Genomic DNA, 16,860 nt, shown 5'->3' on the forward strand with positions numbered 1-16,860 from the left:
GCAGACAGCGCCAAGGTGTTGATCATCCCGCAAAAGTCCGGAGATAAATCATGAAGAAATATTCAATGAATTTACTGCTTTGGGGCGTTGTTTTGATCGGTGCAGTGTTGGTAGTTAACCAGTTAAACTCAACCCCTCCAACGGATAATTCCATAGCCTACTCGAGTTTTATTGAAAAAGTTCAGCATCGACAGGTTGAGCGGGTGGAAATGCTGGGGAATCTCATCAGAGTCCGCACATCGGAAGGCCAAACCTATGAGACCATTAATCCTGATGATCCCCACCTTATTGATGATCTGCTCGAAGCCGGTGTCCAGATAAGAACCTACGCACCGGAACAACAATCATTCTTGATGCAATTATTCATTTCCTGGTTTCCCATATTGTTGCTCGTTGCGATATGGGTCATCTACATGCGCAGAATGCCAGGCGGCGGTGGCATGGGGGGAGGCATGAACTTTGGCAAAAGCAAAGCCAAAATGCTGACCGAAGACAAAATGACGGTCAAATTTGAAGATGTCGCCGGTTGCGAGGAAGCCAAAGAGGACGTGGTCGAACTGGTGGCCTTCCTGAAGGATCCGTACAAGTTTCAGAAGCTGGGCGGTAAAATGCCGCGCGGCGTTTTAATGGTCGGTCCTCCGGGCACCGGTAAAACCCTGCTGGCACGGGCTATTGCCGGTGAAGCAGGCGTCAAGTTCTTCAGTATTTCCGGTTCCGACTTTGTCGAAATGTTCGTCGGCGTCGGCGCCTCACGGGTTAGAGATATGTTCGCGCAGGCTAAAGAGCATGCGCCTTGCATTATTTTTATCGACGAGATTGATGCCGTCGGTCGTCAACGCGGCGGTGCCGGCACGGGTGGCGGCAATGAGGAGCGCGAACAGACGCTTAACCAGTTGCTCGTGGAAATGGACGGTTTTGACGGCAACGAAGGCATCATCGTTATTGCCGCAACCAACCGCGCCGACGTACTCGATAAAGCCCTGCTCAGACCGGGGCGTTTTGATCGACAGGTAACCGTCGGGTTGCCCGATGTACGCGGCCGTGAGCAAATTTTAAACGTACACATCAAAAGAGTGCCGGTTGCCGACGATGTCGAATTGAAATACATAGCGCGCGGCACGCCGGGATTTTCCGGCGCGGAGTTGGCCAACGTGGTCAATGAAGCAGCGCTGTTCGCGGCCAGAGCCGACAAGGAAGAAGTCAGCATGCAGGATCTTGAGAAAGCCAAGGACAAGATTCTGATGGGCGCCGAGAAACACACCATGGTCATGACGGAAGAGGATAAGTTACTAACCGCTTATCACGAAGCGGGACATTGTATCGTCGGTCAGAAATCGCCCGATCACGATCCGGTCTATAAAGTCAGCATCATGCCCAGGGGGCGGGCGCTCGGCATCACGATGTTTTTGCCTGAAAAAGATCAGTACAGCGCCAGCAAACGCAAACTGGAGAGCCAGATAGCGGGCCTGTTCGGCGGCAGAATTGCTGAGCTGATGATTTATGGAGGAGACCGCGTAACCACAGGGGCTTCCAATGATATCGAGCGCGCAACCGAGCTGGCTCGCAACATGGTCAAACGCTGGGGGTTCTCGGACAAACTAGGGCCACAGGTTTACGGCGAGGAGGGTGGTCAGCCTTTCATGGGGTATCCCGGTTCTCAGGGGAGCGCTGTTTCCATTAACGTTGCTCATATGATCGATGAAGAAATACGTTCGATCATCGACCGTAACTATCAACGCGCGGAAATCATTCTGCAGGAAAACATCGACATCCTGCATAAAATGGCCGAAGCCCTGATGAAATGGGAAACGCTGGATCGCCAACAGATCGAGGATTTAATGGCCGGCAGAGATGCCAGACCGCCTCAGGATGGGAACGATCATCAAGGCCGTCAGCCTAATTCGGACACCAAAGGGCAGAAAAAAGCAGAACCTGAAGCTGCACAGACTGCTGCGGACAAGCCTGCCGAGCAGATTTGAGGTGCCCTCATTCAGGGGGATATGCATCCCCCTTTTTTGAACCAAACTACTTATCCGGTTAAGAGTAGTCATGAAGCGGAGTTTGAGCGCGTAAACCATCCAGCATCAATTTGAAGTGGTCATGGTTCTGGACGCGCAGGGCACCGACCTCATCCAGAACGGTTTGATAATCGGCTGTCGCTCTCCCGCCTGCAATGAGAGCGACATCTTTCCCGATCAGCTTGTTCAGACGCCTTATCTCTCTGTTGATGACATGATCATCAGTTCTGAAACTGATATTGATTACCACCGCACGGGCACAGGTATATTTAGCGGCGGCGGCGATTTCTTCAGCCGGTAGGTTGGCGCCCAGATAAATCACGTGCCAGCCTTTGAATTCGGCAATAATCGTGGCGAGCAGGGCACCTATTTCATGCAATTGGCCTAGCGGCGTGCTCATGATCATGCGCGGAGCGTGCTTCGGACAGGGCGTGCTGGTCCGCAGGATATAAGCCAGGGAACGGAATGTGGCTGTAGCCATATGTTCATGCGCCGGCCTCAGCAAGCCGGCCTGCCCACTCTTGCCGATTTTATTCAGCAAAGGCGTCAGCAAATGTTCGATAAAGGGCATAGGCCCCAGTTCGGCAATGGCGTTCTCGCAATGACCTTCCAGTACCGTAGCCTCGAAAGCAACGATGGCGCTAAAGCATTTCTCCAGGTATTCTTCCGCCAGCTCACGACTGCCACCGCGTATTTGCGTGACAATCTCCAGCGACTGTTTTGTCGTGTGGATGTCTTTTTTGAGTAAGGATTGCAGTTCATCCAGAGAGAGTCTGGCAATCTGGCCGATACTATGACCATTGCTCGTGGCCTGATTGAGCAATTTTAATCTGACGATATCCTGGTCGGTATAGACACGCTGTCTGCCCGCTGTACGGGAGGGAGTCACAGCCTCATAACGTTTTTCCCACGCTCTGATCAGGTCGGTTTTGACGCCGGAACGCTTCGAAACGGTACTGATTAAGTATTGCGCTGGCTTGGTCTGATCTTCATTCATGTATGAGAGCGTGATAGGGTTTTTTAAAAAAATTATAACACAGCACTTTTACAAAAATTTGACGCAGGACAATCTTTAAAGCCTTTTAATACATTGTATTGCCTAGTTATTGAATAGACTCCGCTTAATATTTGAGATTCTCTTGATTGAGCGATTATTAAGCTCATCGCAGGGAGAAGGTTACAATTTTTCCAGAACTAAAACATCCGATTGTTGATCTGAGACAGGACACAGCCAGTTATTTTTATTTGGAAATGGGAAATTAATAAGCGAATTTTGATCCAAAGTCGTAAGTATCTTTGAACAGGTGCTTGCTAATAGAAACCTCAAAATCATGAGGAGGTTGAGCGATGAGTCTATTTGATGCTGTTCTAGGAAAGCAGAATGCGGACATGGTTGCCCAGTTGGCGCAAAGCGTCGGTATTGATCAAAACGATGTGCAGAATATCGTCAGTCAATTGCTGCCCGCCGTCTCCAGAGGGATCAAATCCAATGCGGCGAGCAGCGAGGGCTTGCAAGGGCTATTAAACGACCTGAAGACCGGGAACTATCAACGTTATCTTGACCATCCCGAAGCGTTGCAGGAGGAAGAGGCCAAAGCCGAGGGAAACGAGATTTTAAGCCATATTTTCGGCAGCAAGGACGTCAGCCGCAATGTGGCGGCTCATGCCGCCCAGGAAACAGGCACGGATACCGGTATTGTCAAGAGATTACTGCCCCTGGTGGCGGCAGCGGTCATGGCCGCCTTAAGCAAACAAACCTCCGATCAAACCGTATCCACCGGTTCGGCGCAGAGCTATGGACAAACCGGCGCCAGTCCGTCGGGCAATTGGCTCACGTCTTTCCTGGATGCGGACAAGGATGGTGATATCACCGATGATTTATTGAATCTTGCCAAGAAATTCTTTTAATAGCTTTTTCACAGCACCGGAGGATGACATGGGATTATTAGACTTTGTTAAAGATATCGGCAGCAAACTGTTCAATAAAGACGACGAGGCCGCGGGTAAAATTACGGATCACATTATGGCCAGTAATCCGGGCATTCGCGACTTAGGCGTTACCTACAAGGACGGCGAAGTAACTCTGATCGGCACGACCGATAGCGCGGAGGCGGCGCAGAAGGCCGTGCTGATGGCCGGGAATATCAAAGGCGTCAGTAAAGTCGTGCCGAAAATCGACGTCGTCGAGGCGACCTCGGCGGGTAAAGATGCCGCATCGGCGCTGGAACCTTCAAACGTCGAGTACTACGTGATTGCCAGCGGCGATACGTTATCGAAAATTGCTCAGAAGTATTATCACGATGCCAATCAATATCCGCGTATTTTTGAGGCGAACCGAGAGGTCATCAAGGACCCGGATTTGATCTATCCAGGGCAGAAAATCAGAATACCGTTAAGTTAAATAGTGTTTGTCTGTTCGTAATGCATCCTGCATGTTTCTTCATCTGATCGGGTGAAGGAACATGTCTCTTGTTGGTTGACCGAAGAGATAACCGGGTTGATGGATATAAAGCTGGGCCAGATGCAAGAAAGTCTGCTCATCCAGGAGCTTTTTTAATATCGCCATTAATTTCTTCAGCAAAACCGTACTGGAGTTTCCGGCTTGCTTTCAAACATCTGATGCGTCCGGCCATACTCTATAACCGCTCAGATCTTCTGTTTTATCAACTAAAAAACGTGCCTGTCTAACCGGGAGCCTTTAATGCTAGGAATCTTGCGTAACAATTAGAGTCTAGTGTTATGAGGAAAACAGATATGATCAGACTGATTTTTGCAAGCACAGCCCTGAAGGACTGGAACGCCGAAGAGCTGCTAGCGCTTTTGAAAACCTGCCGCACCAATAACAGCGCCAGAGATATTACCGGCGCGCTGATCTATTTACACAGGACTTTTTTTCAGATACTGGAAGGCGACGAGGAAACCGTTAATGAAACGTTTGAAAAAATAAAAAAAGACAGGCGGCACAAAGACGTTACCTTGATTGAAACAAAACCGATTGCTGAACGGGAGTTCCCTTACTGGAGCATGGGGTTCGAGAACCTGGATGAACGTGAGTTAAACAGTTTCAAAGAATTTCCCCATTTTTTTGACAAGGAATTTACGCCGGCGGGCATCGCAACGCATAAAGGCATTATCGGCCCGTTAGTCAATCTCCTGCGAGTCAAACTGATCAAGCACGTGAGCGTGACGAAGCATGAAGAGCTGCCCATGGATCATGAAGATCCGTTTATTCAGCTGCTGCATCGCACGATTCGCTCAGGCGTCAAGTTCCTGGCCGTGCTGATGACTTTTGTGATCCTGCTCAGTATTGTCGATGTTATTTACGTGATTTACGAAAAGATGACGACGCCGCCTTTTCTGTTGATGACCACTGATGAAATCCTGGATACTTTCGGGGCATTTTTGGCCGTACTGATCGCCATTGAGATTTTTTTGAACATCACCTTGTATATCCGCAGTGATGTGATTCCCGTCAAGCTGGTCGTTGCGACCGCTCTGATGGCGATTTCGCGAAAAGTTATTGTCTTTGATTACAAGCATTTACCATATGAATATGTCGGCGCATCGTCATTGGTTGTCGTGGCGCTGGGCATTACATACTGGCTGATTCATAAAAAGGAATAGCCCCTGAAGCTGCGGATAATCAGTAGTTGCGATGGATTCAATATATGCTGTGCCGTTTTTGGAGGGCAAAAAGCTCAAATTCCGCGCCAAAAACAGGTAAGATGAAAAAGGAATGTGAAAAAACCTATTAACCTCTAGCAAACTGGAATGGTTATGGCAGGCAAAACTGACCTTCTTTATCCGCTTCTGATCAGCGTTCACGGCCTGATTCGAGGCCACGATCTTGAACTGGGCCGTGATGCCGATACTGGCGGTCAGACCAAATATGTCGTCGATCTGGCACGGGCTCTGGCGCTTCGCGAAGATGTCGCTCGTGTCGATCTGGTAACTCGGCAAATTATCGATCCCAATCTGAGCGCCGATTACGGCGAACCGATAGAGCGGCTTCAGGACAAGGCTCATATCATCCGTATCGCAGCAGGCCCGGACGGTTATTTCCGAAAAGAGGAACTCTGGGATTATCTGGATATATTCGCCGATAATCTGCTGCAATGGCTGCATCAGCAGCCGCGCATGCCCGATGTATTGCACAGCCATTACGCCGATGCCGGTTATGTGGCCATGCGTCTTTCCCATCTGACCGGCATTCCGCTGATCCATACCGGACATTCCCTGGGGCGCGACAAACGCCGCCGGCTGCTGGCGACAGGGCTGCACAGCGATACGGTCGAACAGAGTTACCATTTGTCCCGGCGCATCAATGTCGAAGAGGATGTGCTGGCCAACGCCGAGCTGGTCATTACCAGCACGCGCAATGAAATTGCCGAACAGTACGAGCTCTACGATTATTACCATCCTGAGCGTATGGTAGTCATTCCACCCGGCACGGATCTGGATCAGTTTCATGCGCCGGACGGTTCGGAGGAAAACGCGGAGATCTACAAGAGCCTGACGCGGTTCTTGAACGAACCTGAAAAGCCGATGATCCTGGCGCTTTCGCGCCCTGATGTGCGCAAGAACATCAGCACCTTGGTCGAAGCATACGGCGAATGTCCAAAATTGCAGCGACTGGCCAATCTGGTCATCGTGGCCGGTAGTCGTGACGATATCCGTGAAATGGACGAGGGCGCCCAGTCGGTGCTCACGGACATTCTGCTTTTGATTGATTATTACGATCTGTACGGGCGTATCGCGATTCCCAAACATCACAGTCAGGAAGACGTGCCGGCCATTTACCGGCTGGCGGCTTTGTCGAAAGGCGTGTTCGTCAATCCGGCATTGACCGAGCCGTTCGGCCTGACCCTGCTGGAAGCGGCCGCCTGCGGCCTGCCGCTGGTCGCGACTGAAAACGGCGGTCCGGTCGATATTATCGGCAATTGCCATAATGGCGTGCTCATTGATCCGCTTGATAAACAGGCGCTGGCTGAGGCGCTGCTGACGCTGCTCAAGGATCAAGGGCAATGGCAGAGATTTTCCGAAAACGGTCTGGTCAATGTCCGCAAATATTATTCATGGCAGGCCCATGCCGAGAAATATCTGAACAACATCAAGCCATTGCTCGGCCAGCAAATGCCGCTGCCCAAAGTCGCCCGCCCCCGCGTTTCCCTGCGCTATCAGGATCGGGCCATCTTTACCGATATCGATCAGAGCCTGCTCGGCAACCCGGAAGGCTTGCAGGAATTCGCCCGCTATATTCGCGACAGGCGCCGGCATGTCTTTTTCGGCATCGCGACCGGACGCAGGCTCGATTCAGCTTTGGCGGTGCTGAGGAAACATCGTATCCCGACACCGGATGTATTGATTACCAGCCTCGGCACGGAAATCTATTATGCACCGCATATCACGGCCGATACGGCCTGGACCCGACATATCGACCATTACTGGAATCCGGGCGCCATCCGCAGGATCATGAGCGAAATACCCGGCCTGACCTTGCAGCCCAAGAGCGAACAAAGCCGTTTCAAGATCTCGTTTTATTACAATGCAGATATCGCGCCGTCCCCGGATGAGATCAATGCGCGGTTGCGTCAGGAAGAAAAGGTCGTCAATGCGCTGCTATCTTTCGGGCAGTATTTCGATATCGTGCCGGCGCGCGCCTCCAAGGGGCTGGCGTTGCGCTATTTCGCCCAGCAGTGGAATATTCCGCTGGGACGGATACTGGTCGCCGGCGGATCGGGCGCCGACGAGGACATGATGCGCGGCAACACGCTGGCCGTCGTCGTGGCCAACCGGCACCGCGAGGAACTCGCTCAGCTGGATGAACCGGAACGCATCTATTTCGCGCAGCAACCTTATGCGCTGGGCATTATCGAAGCCATCGAGCACTATGATTTTTTCAACAACAATGACTGAACGATTGTTAATCTGCACCGATCTGGACCGAACACTGCTGCCGAACGGCAACGCGCCGGAATCGGTCTCGGCGAGAGGACTGTTCGCGGCGCTGGCCGCGCGCCCGGAAGTTCGGCTGGCTTATGTCTCGGGCAGGCACAGGGCGTTGGTGGAACAGGCGATAGCCGACTACAAGCTGCCGCAACCCGATTTTGTCATCGGCGACGTCGGCACCAGCATTTATGCGATAACGGCCGATGGCTGGCGGGAATGGCCGCAATGGATAGAAGCCATTGCGCCTGACTGGGCAGGCCGCGAACATACCGATATGCGGCGGCTGTTCGAGCACTTGGCCGACCTGAGGTTGCAGGAAAGCGTCAAGCAGAACCGTTTCAAGCTCAGCTATTATGTGCCGGTGGAGGCCGATCTGCCCCGGCTCATGGCAGCCATGCGCGGCCTGCTGGCAGAGCAGGCCATCCGGGCCGATCTTATATATAGCATCGATGAGGCCGGACCTGTCGGGCTACTGGACGTGCTGCCGGCCAGTGCCACCAAATTCCATGCCATCGAATTTTTGATGCAGGAGCTTGGATTCAGCATCGAAAATACCGTATTCGCCGGCGACAGCGGCAATGACCTGCCGGTGCTGACCAGCCCGATCCGGTCGGTGCTGGTCGCCAACGCCAGCGCGGAGGTGCGCAAAGAAGCCCAGGAATTGGCAGCGCTGCGCTCGACCGGCGGCGCGCTTTATCTCGCCAAAGGCGGCTTTTTGGGCATGAACGGCAACTACAGCGCCGGAATTTTGGAAGGTGTGGCGCATTACCTGCCGCACACGCAACAATGGATGAAAATTAATGACTAATAAACCTATCACAGTGTTCGGCGAAGTGCTGTTCGATCATTTCCCCGACGGCAGCTGCGTGCTGGGCGGCGCGCCCTTCAATGTGGCCTGGCATCTGCAGGCTTTCGCTCAGGCGCCGCTTTTTATCAGCCGCGTCGGTCGGGATTCATTGGGCGATGCCATTGAATCAGCTATGCGGACATGGCGCATGGCTGTGTCGGGCCTGCAACGCGACGGCGAACATCCCACCGGCTCCGTGCAGGTCATGATCGACGATGGCGAGCCCCGTTATGCGATCCTGCCGTCGCAGGCCTACGATTTTATCGCCGCTGATGAGCTGGCTGCGGAGAATTGCGGGGGGGTGCTTTACCACGGCACATTGGCGGTGCGGCATGAAGTATCGCGACAGGCGCTGGCGGCGTTAAAGGCCCGGCATCGCGGCAAGATTTTTCTGGATGTCAATTTGCGCGCGCCGTGGTGGGACAAGGAGTCTGTGCTGCGATTGGTTGATGACGCCGATTGGGTCAAGCTCAATCATCATGAACTGGCCGCGCTACAGCCATTATCGGGCGATATCAAGACCGATATGCGCGCGTTTCAGGCGGCGCATGACCTCGATGGCTTGATCATGACCCGCGGCGACCAGGGCGCGCTGGCGATCGATGCGGCGGGAAACCAGATCGAAGTAACGCCGGCAGAAACATTGGAAGTCGTCGATACGGTCGGCGCCGGCGATGCCTTCGCCGCCATCCTGTTGCTCGGCCTGAATCTGGGCTGGAATGTAGAATTGACCATGGAGCGCGCGCAGTGCTTCGCTTCGGCCCTGGTTGGCCGACGCGGCGCAACGGTTCAGGATGCTAGCTTCTATCAGCCGTTTATAGAAGCCTGGGCACTCAATCAGTAGCCAGAGAGAAAAAATCATGTACGAACAAATCTCCCACTCATTACTGAACGAAATTCTGGAAGAACTGCAACCGAATATATACGAACGACGACGGGAATTGCAGCATTTTTATACGCGCCTGGGCGCTAACTTCTACGCCATTCATAATCTTTTTGAGCTTCTCTACGGCCAGCGCGATGATTTCAAATTCCAGATGACGCGCCTGGTTGAGGTGCTGGTGCGGAAATACATGAATCGGTCGAGAAAACTGAAAGATCTTGATCTCGCCCGGGAAAAGGACCACAACTGGTTTCTAAGCCAGCAGTGGGTCGGCATGGCGCTTTACAGTGCCGGTTTCGCCGGTAATTTACGGAATATGGCGACGAAGACGGCTTATTTTCAGGAGTTGGGCGTCAATCTCGTACATATCATGCCGATTCTGAAGTGCCCGATCGGCAAAAGCGACGGCGGTTATGCGGCCAGCGATTTCCGTATGATCGACGAGCGGGTCGGTACGCTGGATGATCTGCAGGCGATCGCCGAGGAATTCAACAAGCGAGATATCCTGATGGTGCTGGACGTAGTCGTCAACCATACCTCCGATGAGCATGAGTGGGCGCAAAAGGCTATTGCCGGCGACACAAAGTATCAGGATTACTACTACATATTCGAGAACCGCGACATCCCCGATATGTATGAGGAAAGCATGCCGGAAATTTTTCCGGAATCCAGCCCGGGCAATTTCACCTGGAACGAGACCATGCAAAAATGGGTCATGACGGTTTTCCATGATTTCCAATGGGATCTGAACTACAGCAATCCGGCCGTTTTCATCGAGATGATCGACGTCATTCTGTTCTGGATCAACCAGGGCGCCGATATCATAAGGCTCGATGCGGTGGCCTTTTTATGGAAGAAAATGGGCACCATCTGTCAGAACGAACGCGAAGCGCATCTGCTGCTGCAATTAATGAAGGACTGCTGCCAGGTCACGGCGCCGGGTACGCTGTTTATCGCTGAAGCCATTGTCGCACCGGTGGAAATCATCAAATATTTCGGTGAAGACGCGATCATTGCCAAGGAATGCGAGATCGCCTACAACGCCACGTTGATGGCGCTGCTATGGGATGCCATCGCCACGCAGAACAGCAAGCTGCTGACCCAGGGCCTGAAAAGCCTGCCCGATAAACTGGAGCGCGCCACCTGGCTGAACTATGTGCGCTGCCATGACGATATCGGCCTCGGGTTTGATGACAACGACATTCGTGCCGCCGGTTACGAGCCTTTCGCGCACCGACAATTTTTGATTGATTTCTTTACAGGCAATTATCCGGGCTCTTTCGCCAATGGCGCTCCCTTCATGCGCAATGACAAAACCGGCGATGCCCGCATCTCAGGGTCACTGGCATCGCTGGCAGGTCTGGAAAAAGCAACCCAATCCGGAAATGAACAGGAAGTCGCGATTGCTATCGATAAGATCCTGCTGCTGCATAACTTGATCATGGCCTTCGGCGGCATTCCGTTGCTGTATTATGGCGATGAGATCGGTACTTTCAATGATTACGGCTATCTCAATGATCATGACAAATCAGCCGACAGTCGCTGGATACACCGGCCAGCAATCGATTGGGAACGCGCCGAATTGCGCAAGAAACAGGGCACGATAGAGCACACGCTGTTCACCGCGTTAAAGAAAATGATCGCGATACGCAAGGAAACTACCGCCTTTGCCGACTTTAACAATCGCCATCTGATCGATACGAATAACGAGCATCTGTTTGCCTTCATGCGTTTCGATCACAACCGTCCTTCGGAACGCGTTCTGGTCGTGAGCAATTTCAGCGCCGAAGCGCAGTCTTTGGATCTGCAAACCCTGGCTCAGGAAGGGTTCGGCAATTCCGTTGAGTTGACCGATTTATATTCGGGAAAGCGGCCTACTATAGAGGAGGGCAGGTTGATTGTGCAGCCTTTCCACTTTTATTGGCTGAATGAATATTGAATGTTTGGTAGGAATGGCGTTTAAGCGACTGATACTACACATTTAATTGATACATTCGTCAAATATACTGTAAGGTCGAAATCCTCTCATGATGGCAATTTATTACATCCGACATCAATTACGGAAAGCCGGGTATCTGGACTGCCGAAGTTGTTGAGAATGAAAAAATTATCCACACTGCGACATTTGGCTTAATTCCAAGAAGCTTAAGAAAAACAGGGGGTGATGGACAAACTGTCATAGTTGCCGAGGACGGCTCGTTTGAATCACAACCACTATCTGTTCAACTTATAGACTATGACGGAAGCACTCCATACGCTGGAGAAATCGTTACATTTGCGGTGGAATCATCACCCAAAGGAAATAAAGGCGGAGGACTAACGCCATCTAGTGCAACTACTGGTGCCGATGGCATAGCCTCGGTCAATTTTACGCCCTACAAGATGGACAACATCGTACATCTGCTGCTATTAAAGTCGGTGTTGATCAAATACCAGTTAGAGTGGCTGAGTAACGACATGAAAGAAAAATACAAAGCAGCATTTATTATTCCTGTTGATACCCAAAAAACACTAGGTGAAGATGGGTGGGAATTTGAAACATCTAAACGCCTCTCATCGGAGCTTAGCGTTTTTTTAGCCGACGCGCTTAACCTTAGATTCTTGGAAAGCTATGCTGACTCTGGTATCTATATGAATGACAATATTAAAATGACGATAACATATGATCCCAACAAGCTTATAGAGTTCGTTTACTTTCAGCTTGTTGGAGATGCACTAAGTACGCTGAAAACTGTATTTGCCAGAGATATATTTGAGAATTCAGAGTTATTTATACCCTGAAACAAGCCGCCCATCAGGCGGAATCGTCCACAGGTTCCGCCGATAGCTAAGGCCATATGGCGGATGAATCGTAAGGTGGATTTGCTTTAGCAATCCACCAACAAACGGAGCCTCGCAGCCGTTATGTGTTCTAGAAATGTAGCCGGCCTGTTTGAAATGGCGATTTGCTGCGCGAAATGGCCGTATTCGACAATCCATTGTTACGTTTCGGACGGATTACTACCTGTTGGTTGGTGTGGCGCTCCTGACGATTTGCCGACAGCGTTGGAATGAAGCTTCGGTGTGGAGAAATAAATCGTACGGCGTATAGTGGTAATGATGTGTAAAAAATTGATAGCTGATGGATTTTATCCTGATACGGAAGCTAGCCGGACATTATTCTGGGAAGCTTTCAACGCTATGACTTATTATAATTACCCTGAAATATCATTAATAGAACAGCTTTTAGATAGCAAATCTCACAAGAGTAAAAATGAGAATGTGAGCCATTCATTATCGTTAGATGAATAAATTACGCGAAACACTTAAGAAAGAGCTTGATAAGCGCAACTGGAACGCCTATGACCTTGAGAATAGGTCAGGCGTACCGCAGCCTACTATTCACAGATTTTTAACAGGGAAGCATGAGGATTTAAGATCCAGGAATGTTGGAAAGATAGCTAAAGCCTTTGGTATAACGGAGTCGCAATTAAGAGGACTTGAGCCAATTCCAGAGATTGACGATCAGGCTACAAGTGACAATCGGTTGCCAGGCTCAAATCGATTAATGGAGACGCTACCCAAGGTTAATGAAAGAACTGTCTCAGAAACGGAACGATATTGGCTACAAATTATCGATATGTGCAATCGTTTGATTTGCGAAGGGCTTTATTCTGATACGGAAGCAAGTCGGAGAGATTTGTTTTATGTCGCTTTTGACTTAATGACTAGATTCAACTATCCAGACATATCGCTGATCGAAAATCTCTTACTTAATAAAGTTCGCAAAACCGGAAATGAGAGCGTAAACCATCTATAACATGGCCGTATGACGGATGAATTGTAGGGTAGATTTGCCTTGGCAATCCACCAACAAACGGAGCCTTGCAACCGAAGTGTTTCGCAATATTACTGGCCTGCTTGAAATGGCGATTTGCTGCGCTGGAGATGCTCTTTATGAAACAGGGCCATAGGATGATGATATGGACTCTTCTCCACTGCCACGGTGCCATGCACCCAAGAATAACAAACGGCGCAAAGAGGCGCCTGAAATGAATCGGCCGTGATTCGGATGAGACGATCGATTCTTCTGCAAGAAAGCATTATCCCAGCTTGCGGTACAGGGTGCTGCGGTCCAGGCCGAGTATCCGGGCCGCCTGAATCTTATTGCCGCTGGTTGCTTCCATAACATGGCGGATATAAGCCTGCTCGATGTCTTCCACCGTCCATCCCTGCATCATTGCCAGTTCCAGAAAACTCTTGTCGCTGAAAGGAATTTTCGACGCTTGTGCTAAATCCTCTATAAAAAGCGTGTCATGTTCGGCAAGCACGATGGCCCGTTCCAAGGTGTTGGCGAGTTCCCGGACATTGCCCGGCCAATGGTAGGCTTGTATCCAGCGCAATACCTCCGCCGAAATATTGACAGGCCCCTGTTTGCCGAGACGCTGGCAGATCGTATCGATCAATGTCTTGATCAACTCGTTAAAATCCTCCTTGCGCTCTCGTAAAGGCGGCACTTCAAGACTGATTACATTCAATCGGTGATAAAGGTCCGAGCGGAACAGTTTGTCGTTGATGCGTTGCTCCAAAGGCTGGTGGGTCGCAGCGATCAGGCGGACATTGACTTCCTCTTCTTTGGTGTCGCCGAGTGCGCGGATTTTTCCGGTTTCCAGCGCTTGCAGCAACTTGGGTTGTATTTCCAAAGGCAGTTCCGCGATTTCATCAAGAAACAATGTTCCGGAATCGGCTTGCAAAAACAGTCCCGGCCTGTCTTTGCTGGCATCGGTAAAAGCCCCTTTGCGGACGCCGAACAATTCGCTTTCCACCAGGCTGTGCGGCAATGCTGCGCAATTGATGGCGATAAAAGGCCCTTGACGATTCGGGCTGTTATCATGAATCCAGCGCGCCACCGCGCTTTTGCCGGTGCCGCTTTCGCCCGTTAAAAGCACCGTCGAATTCACTGCGGCAGCCCGTTTTGCCAGGGTGATCAATTGTCGCATGCAAGCGCTGCGGGTGATAAAAACACTCGTGTCGCTATTTTTATCATCGGTATAGTCGATTTTTACCGCCGTACGTCTCATCTGCCGGTCTTCAAGCGCACGGGTTACTGCGGAGTAAAGCTCTTCTATACGAAACGGTTTGGTTAAAAAGTCGCAGGCGCCCGCACGCATGCTTTGCATCGCCAGATCGATGCTGCCAAAGGCGGTAATCAGTAATACCAGTTGTTCGGGCCGTTTATGGTGAATGGCGGTAATTAATTCAAGACCGCGCATGCCGGGCATGACCACATCGGATATGACGAGATCGAATGGCTCTTTTTCTATAGCACGGAGTGCTTCGTCGGTTTGCGTGAATCCGGTGACCGAATAACCCTCATGCCGCAGCATGTCGAGCAGATAATCAACAATGCCGGGATCATCATCGATCACCAGCAGGCGAGTGTTTTCTACAGTCATGATGGGTTTTTCCATGGTAAATGAAGGATAAACCGGCTGCCGTTGCCGGATTCTGTTTCGGCAATGACGCTGCCTCCCATTTCGGTAACTAACGTCTTGACCACGGCTAAACCAAGACCGGTGCCGCCTTGTTTGCTGCGGGTGGTGAAGTAGGGTTCGAAAAGATAGGGCAGATGTTCCGGCGCGATGCCTGTTCCCGTATCGCTTACGGTAAGTCGCAGCGCCGGTATTTCATTATCGGCATAAATAATTGAATCCTGGGATAAATCGACAGTGATCGAGCCTGTGCCGACGATGGCGGCCAGCGCATTGGACAGCAAGTTTAAAACGATCTGTTGGATGCCATCTTTATTGATCAACAAAAGGGGCAATGTTTCAGGGTGCGTATAAGTCATGATCACCCCTTGACGCCGCGCTTCAAAACCCAGCATATCAATGACTTCCGCTATAGCCCGGATGACATTGCAGAGCACGGGTTCGGATGAGGGGCGCGGGGCGAACTCCAGAAGGCGCTGGACAATTCGCGTGATACGGTCAGTCTGATCGACCAGAATACTGGCTATCCGCTGCACCTCTTTCAAATCCTCGCCGCCGCCAGCCAGCGCTCTTGCCCGGCCGTTAATGATTTGCAAAGGCGAACCGATTTCATGGGCCAGTCCTGCCGATAGCTGGCCGATCGTTATCATTTTATCCGCATTTTGCAGCGCCCGTTGCAGTTGTCGCCTCTGTTGCGTTTCGGCTTCCAGCCTGCGGTAAGCCGAAAATAATTGCGCAGTCATCCGGTTAAATTCCTGCGTCACGGAAGAAAGTTCGTCGTTACCGGTTGTCGGTAAGGGCTCTGGCGGTTCTCTGCTGTTCCTGAAAGCCAGCATGGCTTGACGGAGTTCTCGTAACGGACGGGAAATATAAATGTGACCTAAAAAGAAACAAAGCAGGGAGGTAAATAAAATCAAGGAAAAAAAAGACAAAAGAATATAAGTTTTCGTTTTACTTAAATCCTCTTTCATCTTTTGCAACGATCGCACCACGGCCAGATTGCCTGGCATATCAGTTGAAGCCTTATTGAAAGGTAACGACAGCACCAGGAAATCGGGCTCATCCGCGGGAAAATAAAATTGTTTCGTTTCGCCATCAAGTGCAGCCTGGTATAAAGCCTCTTTTACTTTTTCCGGCCAAACCACGCTTTTTGCATCCGAACGGATAACGTTACGATTTTGAATGTAGATACGCACATCAATAGAAGGCTTGAGGCGTTCTAACTGTTGCAAAAGTTTTTGCACGTCTTCCATTTGCTGGTCCCGTATGGCGTTTTCTACCGAAACAAGCAAACTGTGGGCCAATAAGCGCGTTTCTTTTTCAACATCATCCCGTAAATCCTGTGATTCGGTTCGAAGTTGATACGTTCCATAGATGCCAAAAACTATCAATGTCAGGACAAACAGGGAGAAAGTTAATTTATAGATAACTGACATTGAAGTATTTTGCATCTGCTTGTTGCAAAATGCAACATTTGTTCAAGCCCGCAAATCTGCTAGATGAGCTAACTATAAGAAAGACAATGTGATTTGTTTTGCTTATTTTGGCCTATTTTTTGCTTATTATCTAAGACAATCAATAATTTCATTACTTGCAATGCTGTCAACAACAACTCATTTATTCATTTGTACCAGTTTTCTGAGAACTGCGTCCGCCTTTCAGCATTCAGTTTTCCAATTTAAGCATGCGTTA

General features: G+C 50.6%; 13 protein-coding genes. 10 read left to right on the top strand and 3 right to left on the bottom strand.

Translation table 11 applies throughout. The features are described from left to right. Window positions 1–50: 50 nt before the first annotated feature. Window positions 51–1,979 carry an ATP-dependent zinc metalloprotease FtsH gene (gene ftsH / locus METLU_RS0106690; protein WP_027157540.1) on the top strand — a complete coding sequence of 643 codons (1,929 nt, stop codon included), beginning with the start codon at window positions 51–53 and terminating at the stop codon, window positions 1,977–1,979. A 58-nt stretch (window positions 1,980–2,037) separates the two neighbouring features. On the opposite strand, the gene METLU_RS0106695 is transcribed toward ftsH, so the two are convergent. Beyond that, window positions 2,038–3,015 (bottom strand): MerR family transcriptional regulator, encoded by a 978-nt coding sequence (locus METLU_RS0106695; RefSeq protein ID WP_027157541.1) that lies wholly within the window; start codon window positions 3,013–3,015, stop codon window positions 2,038–2,040. A gap of 350 nt (window positions 3,016–3,365) precedes the next feature. On the opposite strand from METLU_RS0106695, the gene METLU_RS0106700 reads away from it, so the two are divergent. From METLU_RS0106700 to METLU_RS0106745, 9 genes are all read left to right on the top strand, one after another. After that, window positions 3,366–3,926 carry a DUF937 domain-containing protein gene (locus METLU_RS0106700; RefSeq protein ID WP_027157542.1) on the top strand — a complete coding sequence of 187 codons (561 nt, stop codon included), beginning with the start codon at window positions 3,366–3,368 and terminating at the stop codon, window positions 3,924–3,926. A gap of 28 nt (window positions 3,927–3,954) precedes the next feature. After that, window positions 3,955–4,419 carry a peptidoglycan-binding protein LysM gene (gene lysM / locus METLU_RS0106705; protein WP_027157543.1) on the top strand — a complete coding sequence of 155 codons (465 nt, stop codon included), beginning with the start codon at window positions 3,955–3,957 and terminating at the stop codon, window positions 4,417–4,419. 353 nt (window positions 4,420–4,772) lie between these two features. Continuing rightward, the gene (locus tag METLU_RS0106715; protein ID WP_027157544.1) at window positions 4,773–5,642 is read left to right on the top strand and encodes a phosphate-starvation-inducible PsiE family protein; all 870 of its coding nucleotides are present in this window, start codon (window positions 4,773–4,775) and stop codon (window positions 5,640–5,642) included. Between the two features lie 147 nt (window positions 5,643–5,789). Beyond that, window positions 5,790–7,934, top strand: a complete 2,145-nt coding sequence (locus tag METLU_RS0106720; RefSeq protein ID WP_027157545.1) for an HAD family hydrolase — start codon at window positions 5,790–5,792, stop codon at window positions 7,932–7,934. Continuing rightward, window positions 7,927–8,775, top strand: a complete 849-nt coding sequence (locus METLU_RS0106725) for an HAD-IIB family hydrolase (protein WP_027157546.1) — start codon at window positions 7,927–7,929, stop codon at window positions 8,773–8,775. The genes METLU_RS0106720 and METLU_RS0106725 overlap by 8 nt, the downstream gene beginning before the upstream one ends. Continuing rightward, the gene (locus METLU_RS0106730; protein WP_027157547.1) at window positions 8,768–9,658 is read left to right on the top strand and encodes a PfkB family carbohydrate kinase; all 891 of its coding nucleotides are present in this window, start codon (window positions 8,768–8,770) and stop codon (window positions 9,656–9,658) included. Before METLU_RS0106725 ends, METLU_RS0106730 begins: the two co-directional genes overlap by 8 nt. A gap of 16 nt (window positions 9,659–9,674) precedes the next feature. Then, the gene (locus METLU_RS0106735) at window positions 9,675–11,636 is read left to right on the top strand and encodes an alpha-amylase family glycosyl hydrolase (protein WP_027157548.1); all 1,962 of its coding nucleotides are present in this window, start codon (window positions 9,675–9,677) and stop codon (window positions 11,634–11,636) included. Window positions 11,637–11,977: 341 nt separating this feature from the next. Beyond that, a complete protein-coding gene (locus METLU_RS0106740) occupies window positions 11,978–12,478 on the top strand; it encodes a hypothetical protein (protein ID WP_155920473.1) in 501 nt (166 codons plus the stop codon). 502 nt (window positions 12,479–12,980) lie between these two features. Further along, the gene (locus tag METLU_RS0106745) at window positions 12,981–13,496 is read left to right on the top strand and encodes a helix-turn-helix domain-containing protein (protein WP_027157550.1); all 516 of its coding nucleotides are present in this window, start codon (window positions 12,981–12,983) and stop codon (window positions 13,494–13,496) included. Between the two features lie 283 nt (window positions 13,497–13,779). On the opposite strand, the gene METLU_RS0106750 is transcribed toward METLU_RS0106745, so the two are convergent. Next, window positions 13,780–15,132: a sigma-54-dependent transcriptional regulator gene (locus METLU_RS0106750; RefSeq protein WP_027157551.1), complete on the bottom strand. Its 1,353-nt coding sequence runs from the start codon at window positions 15,130–15,132 to the stop codon at window positions 13,780–13,782. Then, window positions 15,129–16,604: a sensor histidine kinase gene (locus METLU_RS0106755; protein ID WP_231383563.1), complete on the bottom strand. Its 1,476-nt coding sequence runs from the start codon at window positions 16,602–16,604 to the stop codon at window positions 15,129–15,131. Before METLU_RS0106755 ends, METLU_RS0106750 begins: the two co-directional genes overlap by 4 nt. Window positions 16,605–16,860: the final 256 nt, after the last annotated feature.

Origin of the sequence: Methylobacter luteus IMV-B-3098 (genome assembly GCF_000427625.1) — a bacterium.
Classification (GTDB): domain Bacteria; phylum Pseudomonadota; class Gammaproteobacteria; order Methylococcales; family Methylomonadaceae; genus Methylobacter; species Methylobacter luteus.